This is a genomic window from Bacillus sp. AFS073361 (assembly GCF_002567005.1).
In the GTDB taxonomy this organism is placed as follows: domain Bacteria; phylum Bacillota; class Bacilli; order Bacillales; family Cytobacillaceae; genus Neobacillus.
On sequence record NZ_NUZU01000027.1, the window covers coordinates 24,020 to 50,049 of the forward strand.

Annotated in this window: 21 protein-coding genes and 7 tRNA genes; 1 reads left to right on the forward strand and 27 read right to left on the reverse strand. The window is 39.7% G+C overall.

What is annotated here, in order from left to right:
* Positions 1-206 precede the first annotated feature (206 nt).
* The 20 genes from COJ96_RS12735 to COJ96_RS12830 form a co-directional block, all read right to left on the reverse strand.
* A complete protein-coding gene (locus COJ96_RS12735) occupies positions 207-2,783 on the reverse strand; it encodes a DEAD/DEAH box helicase (protein WP_098573796.1) in 2,577 nt (858 codons plus the stop codon).
* Between the two features lie 78 nt (positions 2,784-2,861).
* Entirely contained in the window at positions 2,862-3,053 is a 192-nt protein-coding gene (locus tag COJ96_RS12740; protein ID WP_098573799.1) for a YbxH family protein, read from the reverse strand.
* A gap of 137 nt (positions 3,054-3,190) precedes the next feature.
* A complete protein-coding gene (gene ppdK / locus COJ96_RS12745; RefSeq protein WP_098573802.1) occupies positions 3,191-5,860 on the reverse strand; it encodes a pyruvate, phosphate dikinase in 2,670 nt (889 codons plus the stop codon).
* Position 5,861: 1 nt separating this feature from the next.
* Positions 5,862-6,677, reverse strand: coding sequence for a pyruvate, water dikinase regulatory protein (locus COJ96_RS12750; RefSeq protein WP_098573805.1), 816 nt, complete (start codon positions 6,675-6,677; stop codon positions 5,862-5,864).
* 22 nt (positions 6,678-6,699) lie between these two features.
* Entirely contained in the window at positions 6,700-7,335 is a 636-nt protein-coding gene (gene ccpN, locus COJ96_RS12755) for a transcriptional regulator CcpN (protein ID WP_098573807.1), read from the reverse strand.
* A 187-nt stretch (positions 7,336-7,522) separates the two neighbouring features.
* The gene (locus COJ96_RS12760; protein ID WP_098573810.1) at positions 7,523-8,332 is read right to left on the reverse strand and encodes an Fpg/Nei family DNA glycosylase; all 810 of its coding nucleotides are present in this window, start codon (positions 8,330-8,332) and stop codon (positions 7,523-7,525) included.
* Between the two features lie 137 nt (positions 8,333-8,469).
* Positions 8,470-8,604 carry an FbpB family small basic protein gene (locus COJ96_RS12765; protein WP_098573813.1) on the reverse strand — a complete coding sequence of 45 codons (135 nt, stop codon included), beginning with the start codon at positions 8,602-8,604 and terminating at the stop codon, positions 8,470-8,472.
* A 222-nt stretch (positions 8,605-8,826) separates the two neighbouring features.
* Positions 8,827-9,633: an ATP-dependent sacrificial sulfur transferase LarE gene (larE, locus tag COJ96_RS12770; RefSeq protein WP_098573816.1), complete on the reverse strand. Its 807-nt coding sequence runs from the start codon at positions 9,631-9,633 to the stop codon at positions 8,827-8,829.
* A 91-nt stretch (positions 9,634-9,724) separates the two neighbouring features.
* Positions 9,725-11,191 (reverse strand): alpha-ketoglutaric semialdehyde dehydrogenase GucD, encoded by a 1,467-nt coding sequence (gene gucD, locus COJ96_RS12775; protein WP_098573818.1) that lies wholly within the window; start codon positions 11,189-11,191, stop codon positions 9,725-9,727.
* A 27-nt stretch (positions 11,192-11,218) separates the two neighbouring features.
* Entirely contained in the window at positions 11,219-12,367 is a 1,149-nt protein-coding gene (locus COJ96_RS12780; RefSeq protein WP_098573848.1) for a UxaA family hydrolase, read from the reverse strand.
* 16 nt (positions 12,368-12,383) lie between these two features.
* Positions 12,384-12,686: a UxaA family hydrolase gene (locus tag COJ96_RS12785; RefSeq protein ID WP_098573820.1), complete on the reverse strand. Its 303-nt coding sequence runs from the start codon at positions 12,684-12,686 to the stop codon at positions 12,384-12,386.
* Positions 12,687-12,761: 75 nt separating this feature from the next.
* On the reverse strand, positions 12,762-13,664 hold the full coding sequence (locus tag COJ96_RS12790; protein WP_098573822.1) for a fumarylacetoacetate hydrolase family protein: 903 nt from the start codon (positions 13,662-13,664) through the stop codon (positions 12,762-12,764).
* 96 nt (positions 13,665-13,760) lie between these two features.
* Positions 13,761-14,708 (reverse strand): U32 family peptidase, encoded by a 948-nt coding sequence (locus COJ96_RS12795; protein ID WP_098573824.1) that lies wholly within the window; start codon positions 14,706-14,708, stop codon positions 13,761-13,763.
* 29 nt (positions 14,709-14,737) lie between these two features.
* Positions 14,738-16,936: a dihydroxy-acid dehydratase domain-containing protein gene (locus COJ96_RS12800; protein ID WP_180230102.1), complete on the reverse strand. Its 2,199-nt coding sequence runs from the start codon at positions 16,934-16,936 to the stop codon at positions 14,738-14,740.
* A 36-nt stretch (positions 16,937-16,972) separates the two neighbouring features.
* Positions 16,973-18,247: a nickel pincer cofactor-dependent isomerase, group 22 gene (locus COJ96_RS12805; protein WP_098573828.1), complete on the reverse strand. Its 1,275-nt coding sequence runs from the start codon at positions 18,245-18,247 to the stop codon at positions 16,973-16,975.
* Positions 18,248-18,275: 28 nt separating this feature from the next.
* Complete coding sequence (locus COJ96_RS12810) at positions 18,276-19,328, reverse strand: TRAP transporter substrate-binding protein (protein ID WP_098573830.1); 1,053 nt, start codon at positions 19,326-19,328, stop codon at positions 18,276-18,278.
* A 14-nt stretch (positions 19,329-19,342) separates the two neighbouring features.
* Positions 19,343-20,374: a C-terminal binding protein gene (locus COJ96_RS12815; protein ID WP_098573832.1), complete on the reverse strand. Its 1,032-nt coding sequence runs from the start codon at positions 20,372-20,374 to the stop codon at positions 19,343-19,345.
* 18 nt (positions 20,375-20,392) lie between these two features.
* Complete coding sequence (locus tag COJ96_RS12820; protein ID WP_098573834.1) at positions 20,393-21,667, reverse strand: TRAP transporter large permease subunit; 1,275 nt, start codon at positions 21,665-21,667, stop codon at positions 20,393-20,395.
* On the reverse strand, positions 21,664-22,218 hold the full coding sequence (locus COJ96_RS12825; RefSeq protein WP_098573836.1) for a TRAP transporter small permease: 555 nt from the start codon (positions 22,216-22,218) through the stop codon (positions 21,664-21,666). The genes COJ96_RS12820 and COJ96_RS12825 overlap by 4 nt, the downstream gene beginning before the upstream one ends.
* A 52-nt stretch (positions 22,219-22,270) precedes the next feature.
* A complete protein-coding gene (locus COJ96_RS12830; RefSeq protein ID WP_098573838.1) occupies positions 22,271-23,302 on the reverse strand; it encodes a TRAP transporter substrate-binding protein in 1,032 nt (343 codons plus the stop codon).
* A gap of 607 nt (positions 23,303-23,909) precedes the next feature.
* On the opposite strand from COJ96_RS12830, the gene COJ96_RS12835 reads away from it, so the two are divergent.
* On the forward strand, positions 23,910-24,590 hold the full coding sequence (locus tag COJ96_RS12835) for a GntR family transcriptional regulator (protein ID WP_098573840.1): 681 nt from the start codon (positions 23,910-23,912) through the stop codon (positions 24,588-24,590).
* 708 nt (positions 24,591-25,298) lie between these two features.
* On the opposite strand, the gene COJ96_RS12845 is transcribed toward COJ96_RS12835, so the two are convergent.
* The 7 genes from COJ96_RS12845 to COJ96_RS12875 form a co-directional block, all read right to left on the reverse strand.
* Positions 25,299-25,380 (reverse strand) — tRNA-Leu (locus COJ96_RS12845).
* A gap of 52 nt (positions 25,381-25,432) precedes the next feature.
* A tRNA-Trp gene (locus COJ96_RS12850) sits at positions 25,433-25,503 on the reverse strand.
* 3 nt (positions 25,504-25,506) lie between these two features.
* Positions 25,507-25,591: transfer RNA gene (locus COJ96_RS12855), tRNA-Tyr, on the reverse strand.
* Positions 25,592-25,616: 25 nt separating this feature from the next.
* Positions 25,617-25,709: transfer RNA gene (locus tag COJ96_RS12860), tRNA-Ser, on the reverse strand.
* A gap of 25 nt (positions 25,710-25,734) precedes the next feature.
* Positions 25,735-25,811, reverse strand: a tRNA-Met gene (locus COJ96_RS12865).
* A 22-nt stretch (positions 25,812-25,833) separates the two neighbouring features.
* Positions 25,834-25,909, reverse strand: a tRNA-Ala gene (locus COJ96_RS12870).
* Between the two features lie 17 nt (positions 25,910-25,926).
* A tRNA-Pro gene (locus COJ96_RS12875) sits at positions 25,927-26,003 on the reverse strand.
* Positions 26,004-26,030 lie beyond the last annotated feature (27 nt).

The window sequence follows — 26,030 nt, forward strand, 5'->3', positions numbered from 1 at the left end:
AGCACCCCTTTTATTTTTGCAGAATTCTAATTTATCAGAATAATCAACCTACTAAAAACTGCGATATACCTACATATAAAATAATTTAGAGAGGCGAAATATAGTTTTTTTTCCCTGTTAAAAGTTATAATAAATGCGCCTTTCGACATGAATATTTCATTTCTCTACTAAAAATAAAAAAGGCCTATCAGGCCTTTTTTTACTAACTAATATTCATCACCATATCGATATCTTTTGTTTTTTGCTGCAAAGCACGCTTCACAGGTTGGAAATGAATGATCCCACGGCAGTTTTTTGCCACAGTTTTTGCACTTTTTTACGAACTTTTTAATATCTGTTTTCAGGCGATCTTGTACCTTATCGCTGACCTCTTCTCTCAATCGTTCCCAATAGATGGCTGTAGTTCCCTCTCTTAATCGATATAAAAATAAAAGATGGAGACCGATTGCCTTGTAACTTAATTCCAATTCCTCCAAGCTGCGTTCCTTCACAATCGGTTCAGGGAGTTCACGTCCCTGGATAATTGCATACATGGTATCTTCCCATTGCCTGGTTAAGATCGGCTCATTTTTTGAAAACGGCAGATGTAAAAAACCATAAAGGTCCGTTAAAGAGAGCCTTGCTTCAATTTCCGTCCCCGCGATTATTTGATAAAGCGACTTTTCCTCTGCCAGCGATGCCTTCTTCGTCCCTTTCGGACTTTCAAATTTCCCCCATAGTTCAAAAAAGGTACCTAAATCGTGATAATAACGTTGAAAGCGTTCAAAAACGGAATTGGTTGGTGCAATCGCAAAGGTATGAACAGGTTCATCCTCCCGTAAAAGTAAGTTCCGCATTTTTCTGATATCACTCGTAAATGCCACTTTCCCAATATTATAAATGCCCTTTCGCCCAGCGCGGCCAGCAATTTGCTTTACTTCTTGTGAGGTCAGCAATCGACGCCGTGTTCCATCAAACTTATCATTTTCTAAAAAAACAATCCGGCGAATCGGCAGGTTTAGCCCCATACCTATCGCATCTGTTGCCACAATTACTTTTGTCTTGCCAGAATTAAATTGCTGAATCTGCTTTTTCCTTGTTTCTGGAGGCATACTTCCGTAGATCATACTGACGGTATGGCCATCATTTTGCAGTCTTGAGGCCGTTTCAAGTACGCGCCGACGTGAAAAACAAATCAACGCATCTCCTTTTTTTACGTGTTTAATATGAAATTCTTTTGTCTCTACTTCGAGTGGGGTATCACGTGTGTATTCATGAATCTCAATATTTGATTCACCCAAAAGCTGCAACAGCATTGTTTTTGAATTCCGGCTTCCAATGATATGTACTTCTTTTGCATTAGCCTTTGTAATTGCCTTATACCAGGAAAAACCACGGTCTTTGTCAGTAATCATTTGCGCTTCATCAATGACGACTACTTCATAGAAATCTTTTTCATGAAACATTTCCACCGTGCAGGACGTATGATTGGCCCCAAGAGTCATTTTCTCTTCTTCACCCGTTTTTAAGGAACAAGGCGTCCCCTCAGCATTTAACTTATCATAAACCTCAAGGGCCAAAAGACGAAGCGGAGCTAAATATAAGCCGCTATAGGCTTCTTTCATCCTTTCAAGCGCATGATGTGTTTTCCCTGTATTGGTCTCACCGATATGAAGGACATAGCGGATCTGCCGCTGGAGTGAAGGGTCGTATTCGGTTGCAAATATGTCCTTCATCATCCGCTCTTCTGCTTCTCTTTTTCGCTTTAGTTCTTCTTCCGCTTCCTTTTGTTTTCGCTCGCGCTCTTGAAGGTCCTTTTCAAAAATTTCCTTGTGGAGCATTTCCTCAAAGGGAATTTCAGCCAATCTAATTAAATCTGCTAGGTATTCAGCTTGAATATCCTCAATAAAATACCCCTCAACATCATAAAGCACCTGTGCAATACTGCCTTTTACAAAAGAAGCCGATAGTTTTTCATGAAAAGTTTGAAAGAAATCAGCCTTCAGTTGATCTGGTAACTGCTCTAAAACTTTTTCCGGAATAAGGTCGGACAAATAATCACCAATTAAACTTTCATAAACAAAGAAATAGGTTTGATATTCATATAAACTTCTGCCCCAGTTCATCGTTTTATGAATATCTCCGGTTAGTTCTTCAAAAAAGCTGGCAACCGTGGTGTAGGATGAGGGATTAAAATGACCTTCATCAATTAATTTCTCTTCTAACGCAAAGGTATCGACAGATTGGAATTTCACGTTATTTTCTAAATCCGCCACTAATTGTTTTGCCACGAAGTATCGTAACGATAAATAGAACCCTTCATATTGTTCTTCTAAAATCGCAACTGCGTGATCCTCTATCTCACTTCTAATGAATTGCTTCTGTTCTTCCAGTTGTTTTTGTTCTTCGCGTTTTATAAAATTGATTTTCGCATCCTGATACTGTTTCTGCCACTCGTCTGGTTTTCCTGAAAATGTTTCCTTAATCCACGCCATCGCATCAAAAGGTCGATACACGCGCATTTCATCTCTAAACAATTTGTTGATCAACTTTCGGTCGATTCCCTGTACCTCAAAGCCTTTTTCACTTAGCAATTGCTTTTTTTCATTCCGCGGGACATCATTGGTCGACTTATTCAGCCAAACATTAATCCAAATTTGTTCGACATAATCCTTGCGGTCGGCTAGGTATTGATTAAAGGATGGAGGTGTTTCCTTCGTTTCAAAATAATGGTTAATATCTTCATAAACTTTCATTTTTGTATGTTCAATCGCTTGAGGGTATATGGTCGTTAATTTATTCATCAAATCCCCTCCTTTTCTATAAAATGGATGGTTTATTCTAGTATAACATAAAAATAAAAACCGAACGAATATTCGGTTTTATAACTGATGGTTATCACAATATTGATCCACTAAGTCTTCGATTTGGTCCATTTCAGGAAACTTTCCTGAAAATTGAAATTTAATTTCCTCAATAAAGTTTTCTTGATGGAACACGTGTATTGCTCCATTCTGTTGAATGACACTAAATTCTGGTACAAATCGATATCCGCTTCGTTCAATTGCCCCCATTGGAGTGAGTCCCCTTTTTCTGTTTTTTTATAGTATAAGCAGAAGAAAGTATCCTAATCCCATATAAGTTCGTAACACCCTTGGGAAAATAAAAAAGGATGGTGCACTTTACTTTGCACACATCCCTTTTCCTTGCTTTATGCTGTTGTATATACTTCTGCTTTGTTTAATTCATGGCGAATCGTTGCCTGTGCTGCTGCCAATCGTGCAAGTGGTACACGGTATGGCGAACAGCTGACATAATCTAAGCCTGTTTTGTAACAGAAATCAATGGAGGTCTTTTCTCCGCCATGCTCACCGCAAATTCCAGTTTTTAACGAAGGCTTTGTTCCACGGCCCAACTTGACGCCTGTTTCCACGAGTTTTCCTACACCATCTTGATCAAGAACCGCAAAAGGATTTTCCGGCAGCACTTTATTTTCAATATAAGCTTGCAAGAACTTTCCTTCGGCATCATCACGACTGTAGCCGAATGTGGTTTGAGTTAAATCATTGGTACCAAAGGAGAAGAAATCTGCTTCTTCGGCAATTTTGTCAGCAGTTAAAGCAGCACGTGGAATTTCAATCATGGTTCCAATTGTGTACTCGAAGTTCTTCCCTGTTTCTTCTTGAACCACTACTGCCGCATCAATTACCAATTTACGCATATCCTTTAACTCATTCACATGACCAACCAAAGGAATCATAATTTCTGGCTGTACTTCAATACCTTTGTCTGCAAGCGTTGCCGCTGCATAGAAAATGGCTTTCGCTTGCATTTCGTAAATCTCTGGATAAATCATTCCTAGGCGGCAGCCACGATGGCCAAGCATCGGGTTAAACTCATCTAATTGACGAACTTTTTTCAGCAACTGTTCTTTCGCTTTTAATTCTGGTGATTGAGGATCTAAGATTTGAAGTTTCGTCACTTCCACCAACAAATCCTCTTTATTTGGTAAAAATTCATGCAACGGCGGATCAAGTAACCGAATAGTGACAGGTAATCCTTTCATTTCTTCAAAGATTCCTTCAAAATCTCCTTGCTGCATTGGTAAAAGCTGATTCAACGCTACCATTCTCTCATTATAATTTTCAGCAAGAATCATTTTTTGGACAATTGGAATCCGTTTCAAGTCCATAAACATATGTTCCGTACGACATAATCCAATTCCGCCTGCACCGAATTCGAATGCCTTTCTTGCATCTTCAGGATTATCTGCATTGGCACGGACCCCTAGTTTTCGTTCTTGGTCTGCCCATGCAAGCAGCAACTGGAATTCATCCGATAGTTCTGGGTCAATCATTGGAATTTCTCCCAGCATTACTTCACCAGTGGAGCCATCAATCGTAATGATATCTCCATAACTAACCACTTGATCGCCTACCGTAAACTGTTTAGCCTTTAAGTCAATCTTTAAGGCTTCGCAACCGCAGATACAGGCTTTCCCCATTCCACGTGCAACAACGGCAGCGTGGCTGGTCATTCCTCCTCGGCTTGTCAATATAGCTTGGGATGCGACGATTCCGTGGATATCATCCGGTGTTGTTTCCGGACGAACAAGGATTACTTTTTTTCCATCAATGCTTAATTGCTCCGCTTCATCTGCATCAAAAACAACCTGACCTGTCGCTGCTCCTGGTGAAGCCGGTAAGCCTTTCGCTACTACTGTTTTCTGAAATTTATCGTCAATCCGGCGATGCAAGAGTTGATTAAGTTGGTCAGGGTCGACACGAAGCAAGGCGGTCTTTTTATCGATAATTCCTTCCTCGACCATTTCCACCGCAATGCGGATAGCCGCTTGTGCGGTCCTTTTACCGTGACGAGTTTGCAGGATAAAAAGCTTGCCGCGTTCAACCGTGAACTCGATGTCCTGCATTTCTTCATAATGGGACTCGAGTTTCTTACAGGTTTCAGTGAATTGCTTGTATACTCCAGGCATCTCGTCTTTTAATGTGGCGATCGGCTGTGGAGTACGAATCCCTGCAACCACATCTTCTCCCTGGGCGTTAATTAAGTATTCACCATAAAGGACATGCTCACCAGTCGAAGGGTTTCTAGTAAAGGCCACACCAGTGCCTGAATCATTACCCATATTTCCGAACACCATACTTTGAATGTTTACGGCTGTTCCTAAATGGTCCGCAATTTTATTCAGGCGGCGGTAGACAATCGCCCGCTGATTATTCCAAGAATTAAACACAGCATGAATAGCAAGGAATAATTGCTCTTTTGGATCTTGTGGGAAATTCTTTCTAGTATGTTTTTTGACGATTTCTTTATAGCCAATAATGACTTCTTTCCAGTCTTCCGCACTCATTTCCGGGTCAGAAGAATAGCCTTTTTCTTCACGAATCTCTTCTAATAATTGTTCGAAAAAGTAGGTATCAATATTAAGGACGACATTACTAAACATTTGAATGAAGCGGCGGTAAGAATCATAGGCAAAACGCGGATTATTCGTTAAGTTTGCCATTCCTACCACGGTTTCATCATTCATCCCTAGGTTCAAAATGGTATCCATCATACCAGGCATGGAGAAAACAGAACCAGATCGTACAGAAACTAGTAAAGGATTCTCCGGATCGCCGAGCTTTTTCCCCATTTTCTCCTCAAGACGCGCGAGGGCTTCTAACGTTTGAACTTCAACAATGGTAGGAATCGTTTTGCTAGCTTCATAGAATGCATTGCATGCCTGTGTAGAGATCGTAAAACCATAAGGCACCGGCAGTCCAATTCGCGTCATTTCCGCTAGGTTCGCACCTTTCCCCCCGAGCAAACCTTTCATATTGCCATTTCCTTCATGAAATAAATAAACGAATTTCTCCATATTATAAACCCCTCTCCTTTTTTAACACGTCTAAGATTAAACCTGCTGTTTCTTCTACGGCTTTATTTGAGACATCAATGACTGGACAGCCAACACGCTTCATTACTTTTTCAGCATGATCAAGCTCTTCAAGTATTCGCTTAAAGCTAGCATAGTTCGCCTGTGAGGCTAACCCCATTGCTTTTAGACGTTCTTTGCGAATTTCATTCAACTTATCTGGTGAAATAATTAATCCAATACAATTTTTGCGCGGTATATTGAACAATTCTTCTGGAGGTGCCACCTCTGGTACTAGCGGTACATTAGCCACTTTAAAGCGTTTGTGAGCTAAGTACATAGACAAGGGAGTTTTCGATGTACGTGACACACCAATTAGTACAATATCAGCCTTTGTAATCCCTCTTGGATCACGGCCGTCATCATATTTGACAGCAAATTCGATGGCTTCAATTTTCCGGAAATATTCCTCATCCAATTTTCTCATTAAACCTGGACGATGGTGCGGCTGTTTATGGAAGCTCGTTTCAAACGCATTCATTAATGGACTCAATAGATCAACTGCCAAAATTCCTTCTTCTTCGGCACGGTAATCTAAATAATTTTTTAATGCCGGTACAACGATTGTATAGGCTATAATAGCAGGGCCTTTTTTCGCCAATAAAATCATATCCTCAATATCTTCGAAGTCATCCACATAGGAATTCCGCCGAATTTCAACCTGCCCGCCATTAAACTGTGTTGCTACTGCTTTGACAACAAACTCAGCGGTTTCTCCTACTGAATCGGATACAACATAAACTACTTCTTTATGTACCAAAAGACAGCCACTCTCCTTCGCTTCATTTATTTTCCATCATTTCTAAATATGCTCGTGTAATCGTTGTTTTAGTGATGCGGCCAAGAAGTAAATATGTATTTTTTTGGCCATCTACTTCTTTTACAACTGGTAAGGAGTCAATGTGATTATGAATCATCTTTTTAGCAGCCTCGAGCAAGGTTTCTTCGGGATTAATCGTCATAATATTTGGCATTCTCGTCATGATCACACTAACAGGCAATTCATGTAGATTTTGATTTCCTAGTGATGCTCTGAGCAAATCCTTTCGAGATACAACCCCAGCTAAATGGCCTTTAGAATCAACAATATAGAGTGTTCCAACATCCTCTAGGAATAGTTGAACAATTGCATCATAGACGGAAGTAGATTTTTCAACCACGACCGGAAGGGCCTTATAATCTGTTACCTTTTGATGGATGAATTTCTTCGCTTGCTGCTTTGATTCATAGCTTTCATTAAAATAATAACCCACCCGAGGCCTTGCTTCTAAGTTTCCAGACATCGTTAATATAGCGAGGTCGGGTCTTAATGCAGCTCTTGTTAATGAAAGTTTCTCTGCGATGTCTTTCCCTGTGATCGGTCCATTTTGTTTAACAATCTCGAGTATTTCGTCCTGGCGTTTAGATAATTTAATCATTACCACCCCCTTAATCACATTAAATATGTTTTATTCATTAGGTTGATTATAAATGTGTTATACTTATTTGTATATAGTATATTACATTAGGACGAAAATCGAAACAATAAGTTTTATTTTTTTTGACAAAATAACAAAGTTTAATTTTTCAAAAAAAATCTCGCCGAATTCGACGAGATTCTGTAAACTATGTTTGACAAATAGGGCAATAAAAGGTTTTCCTTGATGATATTGTTTCCATTTTGATAATAGACCCGCATCTATTACATTTTTCACCTTCACGATCATACACCTGATACAAAGCATTAAACCCTCCTGTTAATTTATCATCCTTAAAGAGCGGATTATCCATGTAACCGCCATGTTGGATGCCTTTTTGGAGAATTGTTTTTATCGATTGATACAGTTTCTTTCGCTCTGAATCGCCAATATCATCAATGTCTTTTGTAGGAATGATGCCGGCATCGTAGCAAATCTCAGCGGAGTAGCAATTTCCTATCCCTGCGATAAACTCTTGATCAATCATCGTAGTTTTTAACCGGCCATGCTTTTGGCCAATTCTTTTTAAAAAATTATCTAATGAGAAATCAGTGGATAACGGTTCTGGACCTAAATGTGCTAGGTGCTGATCTATTTCTCTTTGATTATATAGATGCAAATATCCGAGGCGGAGGCCAATAAAGTACAGGTGGTGTTCACCAAAGGATAAACGTATCTGAACTGTCCGATTTGGCTTGTCTGCTTCTGTCCCATAGAACATCCACCCGCCAAGCATTAAATGGAGTAAAAGAATTTGACCATTTTGCAAGTGAAAAAGTAAATGCTTTCCCCTCCTGTTGATATCAATTATTTTTTGATGGTGACACGTTTTAATAAATAGGGCAGGGTTTAAATTGATTGATTTTTCTCGATTTATTTGTACTTCTGTTATCGTTTGACCTGCAATTTTTTGATTTAATAGGATTTTATAGTTTTCCATCTCAGGAAGCTCTGGCATCAAATGACTCCTTCCATATTAAGTATGTGTTTAATACAATTCCCCATTTAGTAAAAAAGAAGCCTCTTAGTTATAAAGAAAATCCTGCCCTAGTAAAAAAAAAGAGCAACCCCGCGGGATGCTCTACTAATTAGTACTCATGCATATTTCAAATTTTTCGAATGTTTATCATCAATTTTCGTCTCAATTCTTTCGATTGCTTTAAAATCACTTTCTATTTCCTGTTTATTATCCTTCACTAATTCCTTAAAGCTAAGATTACGTTTTCTCATTCATTCCTCCACCTTTCTTTGTTTCTATTATACCCAAATCAGAAACCTCAGAATCATCATAAATATTACAATTATTTGAACATTAGTAACCTTTTAAATATTTATTATGATAAAAACAAAAAAGATCAATGCTTTGAACTTTACAAAGCATTGACCTATAAGGACTATAACTTTTATTGATACCGATAATCGAGGGACCAGTAGGCCTTTCTCTACCAGTTTCTACCTAACTTGCAAAACCTTATTCATACTTCCACTCTTATAGCCAATGAGATCCATCGTAACATAGGTGTATCCAAATTCTTGAAGTTTTACTGTAATTTCATGATGATGTTCCAATAAACGTTGCATCTCATGCGGTTCTACTTCAATTCTAGCAATCTCACCATGGGTACGTACCCTTAATTGCCGAATTCCAAAAGCTCGAATAGCTTGTTCTGATTTATCTATTTTTTTCAGTTTTTCTATGGTAATATGCTCTCCATAAGCTATCCTTGACGATAGGCAAGCAAAGGAAGGCTTATCCCATGTTGGTAGACCCATTTGTTGTGATAGCTCACGAATTTCACTTTTATATAGATCAGCTTCCTGGAGCGGGCCCCTTACATTATATTCTCTCGCTGCCTTTGTACCTGGCCTGTGCTCCCCAAGATCATCTGCGATAAGGCCGAAAGCAACATTATTGTAATTATGTTCTTTCATAATCGGTACAAGATGCTCGAACAAGCTTTTTTTACAAAAATAGCATCGGTTTGATGTGTTCTCAGAATAACCTGGAATATTTAATTCCGATGTCTGAATCACTTCATATCTTGCTCCAAGCTGTTCGGCGAGATGAATTGCTTCTTGCAATTCCTCAAACGGATATGTTTCACTATCAGCTGTAACAGCCAATACATTTTCCCGTCCTAGAGTGTCGAGTGCAGCCTTCAATAAAAACGTACTGTCTACGCCGCCCGAAAAGGCGATGACTACTGTTTTCATTTCCCTTAAAATTTCTTGAAGTTTGTTATATTTCAATTCTAGCATCCTATCACCCTCTTCACATGTTTTGGGAACATTTCAACGCCTCCAAATTTAAATAAGGTTCTCCCCAATCGTTGAGGAGAACCAATCATGCTTAAGCTTTTACGAAAACAGTTTTTATAGAAGTAAAGAACTCTATAGCTGCCTGCCCCTGTTCACGTGAGTGTGAGCTTGATTGCTTCATTCCTCCAAATGGAGCCTGAAGCTCAACACCGGCAGTTTCAGCATTTACCCTAACAAGGCCGGCTTCAATATCATTGATGAATGCAAGGATCTTTGAAATATCTTTTGTATAAATAGAAGCACTTAAGCCGTATTCTGTATCATTAGCCAATTCAATAGCTTCTTCTAAAGAATCGAATCGGATTAAGGCTAGTACAGGACCGAAAATTTCTTCCCTGGCAATGGCCATATTATTGTTAACATTATCAAAAACAGTTGGCTCAACATAAAAACCATTTTCAAGGCCATTACCTGTTACTCTGTTTCCTCCAAATAAAAGTTCCGCACCTTCTGCCTTTCCTTTTCCAATATATGAAATAACTGTATTTAACTGGCTTTCACTGGCACAAGGACCCATCCAGGATTCACTTTCGAGTCCATGGCCAACTTTAATCTCTTTCACTTTGGAAAGTAGTTTTTCCCTAAAAGTTTCATAGACATCATTGTCTACAAAAACCCTGCTAGTTGCCGTACATTTCTGCCCAGTAGATCTTAGACCACCGCTAATGGTTCCTTCGACAGCCAAATCCAAATCTGCATCCTTAGCAATGATTACAGGGTTCTTTCCGCCCATTTCAAGCTGATATTTTGCACCTCTTGCAAAAGCAGCAGCACCGACTCTTTTTCCAGTATAGTCTGAACCGGTAAATGTAATCCCGTTTACATCTGGATGTTCAACAAGGCCTTGGCCAATCACGGAGCCTGAACCAGTTACAAAATTAACAACACCAGCCGGGAACCCTGCTTCATGGAAACATTCAATTACTTTAGCAGCTGTAACTGCAGTTTCTGTAGCCGGTTTAATAACAATAGTGTTTCCATATATCAAGGCCGGCGCCATTTTCCAAATTGGAATGGCAACAGGGAAATTCCATGGGGAAATGACCCCAACGACACCAAGCGGCGTCCTTGTTGTAAACATGAGAGCTTCATTATCAGAAGAAGGGATGACATCCCCGATTTTTCTCATTCCTTCGCCAGCATAGTAACGGAGAATAGCAATACCTCTTGCTGTTTCCCCTTTGGCCTCGGGTAATGTTTTTCCCATTTCGCGTGTCATTGTTTCTGCAATTTCGTCTAAACGGCTTTCAAGTACATTGGCTGCTTTGTAAAGGAAATCTCCTCTTGCAGCACCAGAAAGCTTGCGCCAGTTGGTTTTGGCACTCTTTGCTGCAGCAACAGCCTGTTCTAGGTCTTCTTTTCCAGAAAGGTGTACATAACCCACAATTTCATTCCTGTCTGCTGGATTGACGCTTTTTACTGTATTATTTTCTATAGAAGAAACCCATTCTCCATTAATATAGTTTTTAAATGTTTTGGCTTGTGTTTGTGTAGTCATTTTGTTCTCCTTCTTATTTGAAATAGATTAAAAAGTAGGGCCAATTCGCCAAATTCCAAAATCATGCTGTTTTAAAATTTCAGCTTTGGTCAGTTTTCCTGAGCTCACTTGGCCGATTTCTTGAAAGATTCTTTTGCCGACTTCATCGACGGATTCTTCCCCATCAATGATGGTTCCAGCATTCATATCAATGTTTTCACTCATCTTATTAAAAATAGGTGTATTCGTAGAAATCTTAATAACTGGAACAATAGGAGATCCGGTTGGTGTCCCTCTTCCGCTTGTAAAAAGAACAACCTGCGCTCCACCAGCAGCCATCCCTGTCAATTGTTCAATATCGTGGCCCGGGGTATCCATCCATACAAGCCCTTTTTGAGTAGGCGTCTGGGCATAATCAACGATTTCGGTTAAAGGACTGGTGCCGGATTTCGCTGAAGCACCAAGGGACTTTTCTTCCAGGGAACTTAATCCGCCCTCTATATTACCCGGGCTTGGGTTTCCTGTTCGAATGTCGACACCCATTAAAATTGCTCTTTTTTCCATCATGTCAATGATTTCATAAGCTCGTTTTGCTACTCTGTCATTCGTTGCCCGTTTGGCCAACAGATGCTCGGCACCGATAAGTTCAGTTGTTTCAGCAAGAATTGCAGTCCCTCCTGCCTCGACAATCATATCGCTTACAACGCCAACTGCAGGGTTTGCTGAAATTCCTGAACAAGCATCCGAACCCCCGCATTCCGTACCTATAGTCAGTTCGCTGAAATAGCAAACCTCCCGCATTTGTGCAGAAGCTTCCTGGACCATTTTAGCCGCCGCTTTGGATCCTTCTGCAATGGCCATCAATGTTCCACCGCTATCTTGAATGGAAATAACTTCTACAGGCTTGCCGCTTTTGGCTATTTCTCCTGCAACACTTCTTGCCTGGTGTGTTTCACACCCTAAGCCAAGCACTACTACCCCATAGACATTTGGGTTAAGCCCCATACCAACATATGTCCTAAAAGTTTGTTCATAATCAACTCCCACCTGTGCACAACCATGCTGGTGAATAAAACTGACTGTTCCATGGACGAGCTGGGTAATCTGGTGTGCAGCCTGAGTCGCACAAGTAATCGTTGGCAAAATTAATATATGATTCCTGACCCCTACTTTACCATCAGGCCTTCTGTACCCCATGAAGGTTAAGTTTTGATCAAGTTGCAACCTTATCTCCCCTTCCCCTTATCCCTTCCAGGTTATGAACATGAACATGTTCACCCGCAAGGATTTTTTTAGTGGCGAGACCGATAACTTCGCCGTATTTTAATATTTCTTCTCCCTGCTCCATATCAACCACTGCAAACTTGTGGCCAAACTTTATTTCTTCTGAAATCATTACTTTAAAAGTTTTATCCTGGCACGTTACTTCCACTTCCGAATCGGGTGGGATGGCCATTAAAGCAATGGCCACCTTATCGATTGGTTTCATCATTACCGTTTTTAAATTGCTTGCCATGATTACACCACCAAACACAGAATAAGTAGAATTGTAAGGTTACTTCGCTTCAATCGTAAAATACCACTTATTCTATTATTTTACAGCCTCTTTACTTCGCTGCTGTTCTTTTACTGGATTGGACAGTACACCAATAGTTGATACTTCAATTTCAATTTGGTCATTGTCTTGAAGAGTGAACTCATTTGGAGGAACAATGCATGTTCCTGTCATAAGAACCGTTCCATCAAAAATTTCATTATCTTTTTCCAGGAAAGAAACGAGTTCGTCGAATCTTCTCTTTAACTGTGATGTATTGGCGTTTCCTTCAACAACCAATTTATTATTTCTATAAATACGGCAAGTTATTTGGAAATTATATGGATCCTCCACTGTTTCAGCCAGGCGGATAGCAGGCCCAACTGAACAGGAATGTTTCCAGATTTTCGCCTGAGGCAAATAAAGAGGATTTTCCCCTTCAATATCGCGGCTGCTCATATCATTGCCAGCAGTATAACCGACAATTTTGCCTGACTTTGAAATGACCAAAGCTACTTCAGGTTCTGGAATTTGCCAATTGGAATCACTTCTTAAGTACACAGGCGTGTTTGGCCCGACTGTCCTTGCAGCCGTAGATTTAAAAAAGATTTCTGGCCTTTCTGCATCATAGACTTTGTCATAACAAGTTTCGACATCGACTTTTCCGCCAGTAGCTTCATAGTTTCTTGCATCCCTGCTTTTCTCATATGTTACGCCGGAGGCCCAAACTTCAGGAGCTTCAATAGGTACGATAAGTTGAAGATCTTCGACCCTTTCTTTAAGCGCGGTAACGCCGGAAATGGAAGTTTCAACAAGTTTTAGTGTTGAAATTCCAGATTTTTCAGCTAAATTAACCAACTCCATAAAATCATTAAAAGGAATTGGGTAAACCTCTTCCTGATCGGTTAAGGCCGCAAGTACAATTTGTGAATTATTATCAAGGAAACGAATGATTCTCATTTTAAAACCCTCCTGTTTTATATTGTAAAACCATGTTTTACCTTCATGTCATACTCTGCCCTTTTGAGCAGTATTATTTAAACGGGTAGAAAGATTTTATCTCCTCACTTCTACTCCATGTTTTGGAACTCCCAGGCCAATGGCTCCTTTTTTAGAGGTTTTCAAATGCGGTGCATATCGTTTGATCATATCTAACCCGATCTTCGCTCTTCTTAACCGTTCTCTTGAAAGAGCAACTGCAGTCTTTTCAAGATGTGTGCCTGATGGATAAATATTTGGTGAATTCTTCAGCCCGAATTTAATATAAACAGGGGCTGCAACACGGATGATTTCAGGAATTTCATAATGCCTGATAAAACCGCCGATATCATCTGGAACTTCTACATAAATATCAATAGGGATATCAATTGCCTGCCTGATTGCAGCGAGACGGGCAAGAGTTAAATCAGTAGGAACATTGAAAGTAGAAGCCCCAATATCTTCCATTAACTTAATGGATACAGGGTTCGCCTGCCCCATTTGTACGGAAATTTTAACAACAAGGTCCTCAGGAAGCTCTCCTTTTTTCTTAAACTCATTTACCAGCCAAAGCAATCCTTCATCAGCAACCAGTATGCTTCTGATTCCAAAATCACAGGCCCTCTTAATATCCTCAATAGAATATACGAGCTGGTCCATACTTTCGACCCTGAGCCCGATCACCTTACCAGCGCTTGCCCAGGACATCGGTGTAACATCCCAAGTCCCTCTTGGACCGACAAATAAACTAACTTCAAGGTTGTTATCCTGTCCTAGTTCAGCCATTTCTTTCAACTCGTCATCTGTTAAGAGCATGATTCCGCTTCCCTGTGAAATTCTGTGAATTTCTACATCATAATCCTGGGATGCTTGAATGACTTCCCTGAAGGCAGCAGGTCCCTCGACACTTGGAATTTCGATTCTATATTGAGCCCCATCTGGAAAAGTTTTCTGTGAATCTGGCAGGCTGTTAAGATCTCCACTTGGGAATCCAAGACTTTCAATGAACTTTCGTGTTTTTTCCATAGTTACTCTCTCCCATCGATATACTTTTCTTATGCCAATTCTTCCTTTACAGGGAATAGGACGTCATTTTTATAATCAAAAACAGCATCTTCCGCTACAGCAAGTGGTACTACACCGTTTGCTGCATCCGTATGCCCTGCCATCCTATTGCTTGCTGCTACAAGTCTCTGACGCTCGCGAATATTAAGAAGCCTCTGCTCTCCAAGCGCCTGTCTTGCATTCTTTGTATCTTCAAAATTGAAAGATAATCTTCCATTCTGGAATTCTGTTTCATCCAAAAACTCTATTTTCTTGCTTCGGAGTTCAAGATAAAGAACATCGCCAGTTTGCAAATAAAGGATGCCTCCGCCATTCTTGGCTTCTGGCGTCATATGCCCGATAGCTGCGCCATATGTAACACCAGAATATCTTCCATCACTTATAAGAGTTGCAATTCGCTTAAGTTTTCTGTTGGCATTAATATGTTGCATAGGTGTAAACATTTCAGGCATACCAAACGCTTCCGGCCCTTGCCCGGACACAATAATCGATATTTTCAAAGTGCCCTCCTCAACCATCTTTTCAAATAGCTGATCATATTCCAGCCCCTTATATTTATCGTACTTTTCAAGGGCATTTTGCTTTAGCATTGCAAGCATAGATTCATAGTTGAATTCTTTGTTTTTCTTAATCTTATCCAATAGATTTTCATCCAACAGGCTTTCATTGGCAGTTTCTTCATTATCATAGAAAAGAACGAATGATGCTTTTTTGTCGAAAGTATCGAGTTGATCTGTTGTCATCCCGCTAATTTTTACCACAGCACTCTCAAAAAAATTGCCTTTAATGACATCAACTCCGCTAAACAGCCTTCTTGGCTTTGATAAAATGATTGGATTCTCTTTTACTCCTAAAGCGGACAATTTATGCTTTTCTGATAGCCTTTCTGCCCAGGTTGAGCCTGTGACAGTTGGCGCATCCAAATTCATGGGAACGCCATTTTGAATAAGTTCATAGAACAAAGTCTCCATCCCTTTGATTTGGCCGCTGCAGCATTGCATCGCAAGGGCAAAAATGTCCCGCCCTTCAGTAAGGCTGTAATTGAACAAATCTGGAATAGGAATTTCGTGGTGTATCTGGTCGTAATCCCATAAATCAAATTTATAGCCGCCATAAAGCATCCCGGCAACTATATGCATCATTAAGTTCGTGGAACCTCCTGAAGCACTATGAATTCTAATCGCGTTCTTTATATTGGCTGCCATGATGTTGGCAACACCAAATACAGGATTATTTATCATAAGCGCAAGTGAGTCAACCGCTTGGTTTACTTCAAACTGCGTAGGCGGAGCAGTCAAAAGCTCCAATGCCGGGTGGACAAGCCCCATTCCAGCAACAAGATGCCTTGAACTGTTTCCGGTCCCATTGAATGCACACACACCGCCTTGGCCATCGCAAGTTGCAACTGCAAGCCTTTTCTCATAATCTTCATGCTGCTCTTTGGAAATAATGCCTCTTTCCCTGGCCCTCTCTAATACTCCCTGAAATGCCGTGTTAGAAGAACATTGGAGTATGTACGCTAATGCATCCCTTAAATCATAGGCAATATCCTCTGCACCGGAAGCTTCTGCTTTTACCGCTACTTCTTCAAGTTCTGCAAAAAGATAATCAGGAATAGTGCCTCCTTTTAGAACATGGGCAGGTGCAAAAGTCGCAATAAATGGCGCTTCATTTCGATGTCTTCTAATTCGGTCCAGATGTGCAAGTGCAGAAACAACACCCAGAGGCTGTTTATCGCATCCCTGAATAACAAATGCTCCATGGTAGCTGTGCGCTTCTATCTGGTTTACGACCATTTGGGCAACAGCATTTCTGCTCTGAAGGGAATAACTCATCCCCTGGTTGCTTTGTGCAGTTCCATCACACATAACAGGGGTCGAAAACTGGAATGGGACACCGCCGTTTTGCCAAATACGAATGGCAGCCCTGGCAATCGTCTGAAAATCCATGATATGCGCAGGATGGTCAGGAGACCCGCCAATTATGGCAATACGCGGAGCATTGTTATGAAGCCTGTCATAAATTTCTTCAAGTGTCCAGTCCGGCTTGACCCCTTTCATTTCTGTACTAAGGATTTGTTTGGAACGGTCCAATAAGCCCGCAACACAAATAGGTTCATTTGCCTTGCCCTGGACGTTATCCCGATAAGGATTTACCTTATTTTCGATATTGGGGTACTTTACTGTCATGATTGATCCTCCATTTACCTAAAGCAAAACTGCTTTTTAATATACTTGCTCCGCAGTCTTTGACGATAAGTCCATTTCTATAGGCTCAGATAGTATCTCAATAAATTCATTCTGTCGTGCTTCTTCAAGCAGGGATTCTGAGATCCATATTTCATGAATATCAAGTGTATTTTTTATTCTTACGACCCGGGCTTTGCTTAAGTCAAAGGCGTTGCACGTTTTGATGGCTGCCTTTACAGCCAGTTCCTCGTTCTCTAAAATCATTGGAAGCTTCACCACATCAATCACGGTACTTGTTAAGGCATTCGCATATCCTTTTTCCAAAGCTGTTTCATCAAGTACTTTTTTAGTGGACATGTCAGCCATTCCAATTCCATTTGCATTCCCGTGTGTCTTTTTTGTTAAGCCCAAAACAGCGATCCTTGTTACCTTCGGCCCGCCGCTTGCATAAGGCGTTGCATACCTTCCAGTAATATTTGGATCCATGCCATCGCCGGAAATATCTTTTCCCATTTCATTAACAACTAAAACATCAATTGGATCAAACATAATTCTTGGCATCAGCGATTTGGCTTCCAGCAATAATGAAGGTTCTTTTGTAAAAATTTCTTCAGAAGGAATGGCGACTATTTTCGCCGGTCGATCATAGGCATTCTCCAACGTCCCAAGCCCAAAAATAATAGGGACCCTGGCAATTGCAATTTTAGCCATTTTTACAACATGCTCAGCCATATATTTAAAGCTGTACGCATGGGCCGCCTCCGCACCTTTTTGTTTTCCCAGGCCAATCGTAATCATCTTCATCAAGCCGCTTTCAACAGGCCCGCGAAAGGCAGTATGTGGTTTAATCCTGTTAATAACAATTACCTTATCAGCCTCATAAGCATGTTTATCGATATAGATTGGAAGGCCATTTTCAAGCCTTCCAATCTCTACAACCTCCATACTGGATTTGACAGGGGCCCCTGTGGTTCCTTCCGTTACTCCCAGCTGCTCAAGCACATCCTTCTGGCCTTCGGCTGTGGCTCCGCCATGGCTGCCCATTGCAGGTACGATAAAAGGATTTCCTCCGGCATTTTTTACCGCATTTGCCGTTTCCCTTACCAAAATTGGCAGGTCTGCTACGCCCCTTGATCCTACTGCAATCGCTACAAGATCTCCAGGTTTGATCCGGGCCATTACCTTTGCCTCGGCAATTGCTTCTCGGACTGCTTCTTCCACATTTTCTATTTCAGGAGCATGAAATTTTTGCCTGACTTTCACCATCTTAGGAATCGGAATTCCCCGCAAGAGCTCATTAATAATTTCCATTTCCCATCATCTCCCGGGATCATTTAAACTATTTTCGTACCTTATCAATTTCTGCATTTAGCTCATCAACCAAGTCTTTTCCGAACTTTTCTGCAAACTTTTCTGTTACTGGAGCAATAATTTCTTTCATTTTCGCTTTTTCTTCATCAGAAACCTCATTAACCTTCATGCCAGCAGCTTTAAGATCTTCAACTGCCTTCTTATCTTCTTCGCGGCTTAATTGGCGCTGATATTTTCCAGCTTCAATAGCTGAATCCTTCAGGATTTTTTGCTCTTCTTTAGAAAGACCATCCCAGAACTTCTTGCTAACAAGGAAAACAAACGGAGTGTAAACATGCTTTGTAAGGCTTAAATAATCCTGAACTTCATTGAATTTATTTGACTTAATAGTTGCAAGCGGATTTTCCTGTCCATCAACAGTTTTGCTCTCCAAGGCTGTAAATACTTCGGAGAACGCCATTGGAGTAGGGTTCGCACCAAGATCCTTGAAAGCGGCAAGGTGGACTTCGTTTTGCATCGTTCTAACTTTCAAGCCTTTAAAATCTTCCGCTGTTTCAACGGGGTGTTTACTGTTTGTCAGCTGGCGGAAGCCATTTTCCCAGTATCCCAGTCCAATAAGCCCATGCTCCGGAAGTTTATCAAGAAGCTTTTGGCCGACAGGGCCATCTAGAACCGCATCTGCCTCTTCACCATTATTAAATAGGAATGGGAAGTCAAAAATTCCATATTCCTTGATCATTCCTACAAGAGGAGAAGTGGATGGAATGGTAATTTCCTGCATTCCGCCTTGAAGTGCTTCAGTCATTTTTTGGTCATCACCCAGAGTTGCAGCGTAGAAAGGCTTAACTGTTAATTTTCCTCCGCTCTTCTCTGATACAATTTCAGCAAATTTTTTCAATCCAAGCCCTTCTGGATGATCTTCATTTAATCCAATACCTGCTTTGATGGTTCTTTCCTGGATACTGCTTGATTTTCCTTCACCATTAGTACTGCTGCTAGTTGAGCTTGAACCACATGCACTTAACAGGAGTAAACTTGGCAGGATTAGTCCTACACCGATTTTCTTAATCAAAGATTTCATTTTTTATCCCCCTTTTATTTAACCAGTTGGCCATATCTTTCTAATGAAACGCCTTCTTCCAGTCTTGATTGCTTTTTTACCTCTTTGTTTACAAGATATTTCGGATACTCGCCGTGAATAAGGACATCAACAACACCCATTGCTGCCTTCAATCGCATTTCTTTTTCTGCTTCTTCTGAATACCATGCTACATGTGGTGTAACGATAACATTTTCCATCGATAGGAAAGGATGGTCATGGTTAATTGGTTCTTCTTCAAGAACATCCAATGCTGCACCAGAAACTTTTCCATTTTGCAATGCCTCAATAAGTGCCTGCTCGTCAATGACCGGACCTCTTGCTGTATTGACAATCAATGGGGCTTTTTTCATCCTTGCAAAAAGCTCCTTGCCTATCATACCCTTAGTACTTGGTGTAAGCGGGGCATGTACCGAAATAACATCTGATTGTTCAGCAAGAGTTTCCAGAGATACCAGAGTAACACCTTTTTTCTTTGCTTCTTCGGCAGGAAAGTATGGATCCGCTGCTATAACATTGAAGCCTAGGGGTACTACTTTTTCAGCCAGTGCTTGTGGAATCTTGCCAAACCCAACCAGTCCAAGAGTTTGGCCTCTAAATCGTTGAATAGGCTTTGTCACTTTAAAATCCCAATTTCCATTTTTCACTTGGTTGCTTGCCAACACAATTTTCCTCGTCCAGGAAAGGATAAGGGCTAATGCATGATCTGAAACTTCATCCATACAATAATCGGGTACATTTGCTACACAAATCCCCTTTTTCGTAACCGCTTCCAAATCTATTGTATTTACACCCACTCCATACCTGGTAATAACCTGACATTTTTCAAGAGATTCTATTACTCTTTTACTTAAAGGTGCATATTGATTAATGATACCGTCAGCATCTTTACAAGCACTTATTACTTCTTCCTCAGTACGGCACTGGGCACCGACCAATTCAATTTCTTTATGCCCTTCAAAAACCTGCTCTTCATAGCAAAGGTCATCATATTCCCAATCGGTAATGACTACTTTAAATTTACCCATATCCACATCCCCTTTACGTTATATAAACCATTCGAGCGGAACTAGTACAAGATCAGGGAATAAAATTAGTAGAATCAAAACCACCACTTCTACTAGAAGGAAAGGCCAAATCCCTTTCATGATATCTTCCATGCTTATCTTACTAACTCCACAGACAACATTTAACACTGTACCGACAGGCGGCGTTAACAAACCAATAGCATTATTAAGGATAAATAGGACTCCAAAATAAACTGGATCAATCCCAGCCTTCTCAATTAAAGGCATTAAAACAGGAGTAAGGATAAGAATCGTAGGTGTCATATCCATCGCAGTTCCAATAATAATTACTAAAAGATTAATCATCAAAAGAAGTAATAATGGATGATCCAATAACGGTTCCAAAAGAGTAATAACTTGTTCAGGGAGGTTGGCAACGGTAATTAACCAAGATGAAACCAATGCAGCAGCTACAAGAAACATAACAACACTCGTCATTTTTGCTGCTCTCACAAGAACGTGAAATAGCTCTGAGAGTTTCAGTTCACGGTACACCACCAGGCCAACGAATAGCGCATAAGCAGCAGCAACTACAGCCGCCTCAGTTGGAGTGAAGATTCCTCCTCTTAGCCCTCCAATAATGATCAAAGGCAATAACAGGGCCCAAAAACCATTTCTAACTGAAATCAAAATTTCTTTCATAGATTTTCGAGGCTGTACTTTCACTTGATCTTTATGGGCTACAATCGCCCAGGTAATGCAAAGCCCTACCCCAAGCAGGACTCCTGGTACGATTCCTGCCATAAAAAGTTTGGTAATCGACACCCCGCTGGATACTCCAAAAATAATAAATCCAATACTCGGAGGAATTATTGGTGCAATGATTCCACCTGAAGCAATCAACCCGCTTGATCGGTTAACATCGTAACCGCTTTTTACCATCATCGGAATTAATATCGCACCTAGCGCAGCAGTATCTGCTACAGCCGACCCAGATAAGCTGGCAAACAATACACTTGCAATGATAGCAACGTAACCAAGGCCGCCTCTGATATGCCCCACCATAGACATCGCCATTTTAACGATTCTTTGGGAAAGCCCGCCAGCGTTCATTAATTCCCCAGCAAGCATAAAAAAGGGAATAGCCATCAAAGGAAAGTTGTCTGCTCCACTTATTAAGTTTTGGGCAATAATCTGACTATCAAATATCCCAAGAAAGTACATTAATGCAACGCCACTCAATAAAAGTGCAAAAGCAATTGGCATCCCAAGAGCCATCGTCCCAAGCAGAGAACCTAAAAACACACCAATCATGCTTGTTTTCCCTCCTTTATCAAGTCTTTTTCGTGGAAATCAATCATTTCTTCAGAATCATTAATTAGCACTAATTCTTCATCCGTCAGTTTATTAGTTAAGAGTTTAATAAGATTATTGATTAATATTAACCCCATTGAAATACTGACTAAAATCCCTGTCCCGTAAACAGCAGCCAGCGGAAGACCTGTTGCAGGGGCTTTGCTATGTAAATTGATCAAGGTCATTTTCCAGCTTCCATCAAGGACCAAATAAAGAACATATAGCATTAATAAATCACTGATAACCAGTGCTACCTTTTTCAATCCGGTTGGCAAACGTTTTACAAGCATATCAACTCCAAGATGCTCTTTATCCTTAAAAGCACCTATCGCCCCTAAAAAGGTTAGCCAGACAAATAAATAGCGGGATATTTCCTCTGACCATGTTATGCCTGAATTAAAGAAGTAACGTAAGACAACATTTCCAAAAACAAGAATGACCATTAAGGAAAGAGCAAACGCCATAAAAATGTTCAACATCGTTTCCAAGTATTTTGATAACTTTTCCATCTTCCTCCCGCCTTTCTCTATAAAGAAGAGCTATAAGAAAGGGTGTGCCTTTCTATTGCTCATCCTTAATTCGTTTTACCAAATCTTCTGCCCAGTCATTTTCCTTATAGATATCCTTATATAAAGGCTCGGCAGCTTTCTCCATTTCTTTTACAAATTCATCAGATGGAGTATTAAACTTTACATTGTTTTCTTCAAGGAATTTTTTATCATCTTCATAGCTTTTTTCCATTAGTTCAAATTCATAATCTGCATATTCCTTGGAAGCATCTTCGATAATTTTTTGCTGTTCTTTTGTTAAGCTGTTATAAAACTTGCTGTTAATAATGAAAATATTAGGGCTAAACATATGTTTTGACTCTAAAACATCCGACTGAACTTCATACCATCCAGAAGCCCTCAAAGTTGCAATTGGATTATCCTGGCCATCAACAACCTTTTGTTCAAGCGCTGTAAATACTTCTGAAATAGGAAGCGGACTGACATTTGCGCCAAGAAGTTTTCCGAGAGTAATATAGTTAGGGATGTTTGGCATCCTTAATCTTAGTCCATCAAAATCATCCTGACTCTTAATTGGCTTGTTTGAAGAAAACATACGGAAACCATTTGCGCTCCAGGCGAGCGGTTTAACACCATGTTGTTTTTCAAGATCTGCTGTTAGTTCTTTACCAATTTCTCCATTTAGAACTTTTTTGACATGCTCATAATCTTTAAAGAGGAATGGCCATTCTGGAACACCCATTTTTGGGATGTCAGCTTGCATAATTAAGCCCGGAATGCCCATTTCAATTGTCCCGTTACGAACACCATCATAAAATTCCTTTTCCGCTCCAAGCGTACTATTTGGGTATATTTGAACCTTTAGGCTTCCTTTTGATTCTTCTTCAACAATCTTTTTGAACTTTTCTCTTAAGGCAACGTTTTGCGGATGGTTTTCAGCAAAATAATTTGCCACTTTTATTGTTTTAGCCGGTCCGGCAGAAGCTTCATTGGAAGACGATTTTTCTGTTGCTCCCCCGCAAGCCGAAAGAAGTAAAGAAGCACTAAGAATTACACCAGTCGCTACTGAATATAACTTTTTCATTTAATCGCTCATCCCCCAATTAAAATGGTTTTTGTTTTTTTTGAAAGCGGTATCATTTATACTAAAAAAAATTTATCACCACCTTTAGTTTTATATTATAAAACTTAGTTTTCATAATAAAACTAAAAACAAGAGACAAAATTAGTCTCGGAGTTTTATATTATAAAACTAGATATAACTATTTAAAACTCTAACATCATCTTAATCTTTAACTTTCCGAATTGTCAATATTTTAATTTTCTTTATTTTTAGAAATTTTATAAAACAATTGTAAAGTGCCATATGATTCCTATAAAAAGGAAAATATTTCCTTGGATTATACCCCCAATTTTAAAAGTATAAACAAATTTTCTAACCCGAATATAATTTAAAAATTGTAAATGAATAGTTTGTGACATGTAACATTTCACATTTCATATTTCACAAGGTAATGTTAGAATAAAATAAATAATCAGTCAATTCTTTTTTATTGTCTTTTTTGTAATTTACTTTCACACAAGAAATTGACTACAAGTATATAATTCCCCTATAATTTATTAATAGTGTGACATGTTACATGTTAGGTATTGCAAATTACCTATGAATTTTGGGAGGTTAATTTACTATAATGATTGATACTTCTGCTCTTGCAACACAAGTATATAAAGAACTTCGAAATGAAATTATTTGCGGGATTTTTTCACCTGGAGAAAAATTGGATATCATTGAATTAGCAAATAAATATGGAGTAAGTCGATCACCCGTAAAAGAAGCGGTAAATCAATTGGTACATGATGGGTTAGTCGAAATATTTCCAAGAAAAGGAACATACATCACCCAATTACGTTTCAAAGATTGTATGGAGGCTCTCGATGCTCGATTTATGGTTGAAACATGGGCGGCAGCACAAGCTATTGAGCATTTATCAGATGAACAGATAGAAGATATGAAACAAATAATTGAAAAAATGGATTCACTATTGAGAGTACAGCCCTTTTCTTATGAGTCTTACAGTAAACTAGATAAGGAGTTCCATCAATTATTGGTGCAATATGCTAGGAATCATAAGGTTCAAAACATTTATGACAGTATTAACCCTATAATTTCACTAGCACGAGTTGGGTACAGTGAAGTTTTTGAAAATAGCTTAAAAAGACACAAAGATCATCATAATATGTTTGAAGCATTAAAAAATCGTGACCTCTCCTCCTTAATTGAAGCATTGCAACAACATAAGCGTTCCTTAGAAGAGGACATAAGGTTACATTGGAATGAACAATTATTTGGACCTATTGAAGAATCAAATTAGAAGCTGCAAAGTTTGTTTTCTATGGTGACCGACAAAACCGAAGAAAGCTCAGAAACATTGATATATCAACATTTCTGAACTTTCATTTCGATTTAAAATGAACTTGAACTTAAAAGTTCTATTGTGCTATTTAAATAATGTTATTCGTTTGTTAATTAGATAGCTACTAGTATACTTACCTGTATTTCTTAGAATATATAAATTCTGTAATCGGAACTGTAACAAAAGTAATACCCACTACTATAACCAATGGATAATTATCAATTTCATTGAAACTGCCTGTTCCTTCAGAAATAAACAATATCAATCCAGATAAAATCATGAGAACATAATAACCTATTTTGGCACTTTGGTTTCAATATGCCTGTCTAATTCATCTTTCTCGCCACCACCTTCATGATGGCCCCAATTAAGCAAATTAAAAAAATAGCTTAACGCTAGAAAACTAAAGAAAATACCAGCTGCATCTATAGTTCCATAACTAACCCATTTGTATAACGTAAATCCTACAATGGATAGAAAAACAATAAAGACTAAAATAACGATAATACTTTTTTTGAAGTAATTTTGTCATGAAGGAAACAGCAAAGAATAACTTAAAGACAAACAAAAAACGCCTACTTACATTACTGTAAATAGACGTTCAAAACGTTGATATAACTCAATTCTACTGCTAATTGACGATAAGAAAAAGTAATAAAATAAAGATACCGGTGATCGGGGTCGAACCGATACTCCTCACGGAACACGATTTTGAGTCGTGCGCGTCTGCCAATTCCGCCACACCGGCATAATTAAAGAATCCATAGATAAAACTATGATATTTTGTGAGTAATATTTAACAGGGGCAGTAGGAATCGAACCCACACTGAAGGTTTTGGAGACCTTAGTTCTACCTTTAAACTATGCCCCTAAATGGTGGAGGGGGACGGATTCGAACCGCCGAACCCGGAGGGAGCGGATTTACAGTCCGCCGCGTTTAGCCACTTCGCTACCCCTCCACATATAAAAAACAAATGATAAAACTGGAGGAGGAAGAGGGATTCGAACCCCCGCGCGGTGTTACCCGCCTGTCGGTTTTCAAGACCGATCCCTTCAGCCAAACTTGGGTATTCCTCCATTATAATAATTAAAAAATCTTAATTGGTAGCGGCGGAGGGGATCGAACCCCCGACCTTACGGGTATGAACCGTACGCTCTAGCCAGCTGAGCTACACCGCCATAATATTGTCTTTAAAGTAATTGGTGGAGTCTAGGGGGATCGAACCCCTGACCTCCTGCGTGCAAAGCAGGCGCTCTCCCAGCTGAGCTAAGACCCCAAAAGTTATAAGAAGAATGGTCGGGAAGACAGGATTCGAACCTGCGACCCCTTGGTCCCAAACCAAGTGCTCTACCAAGCTGAGCTACTTCCCGATAAAAAATGCGCCCTGAGAGATTCGA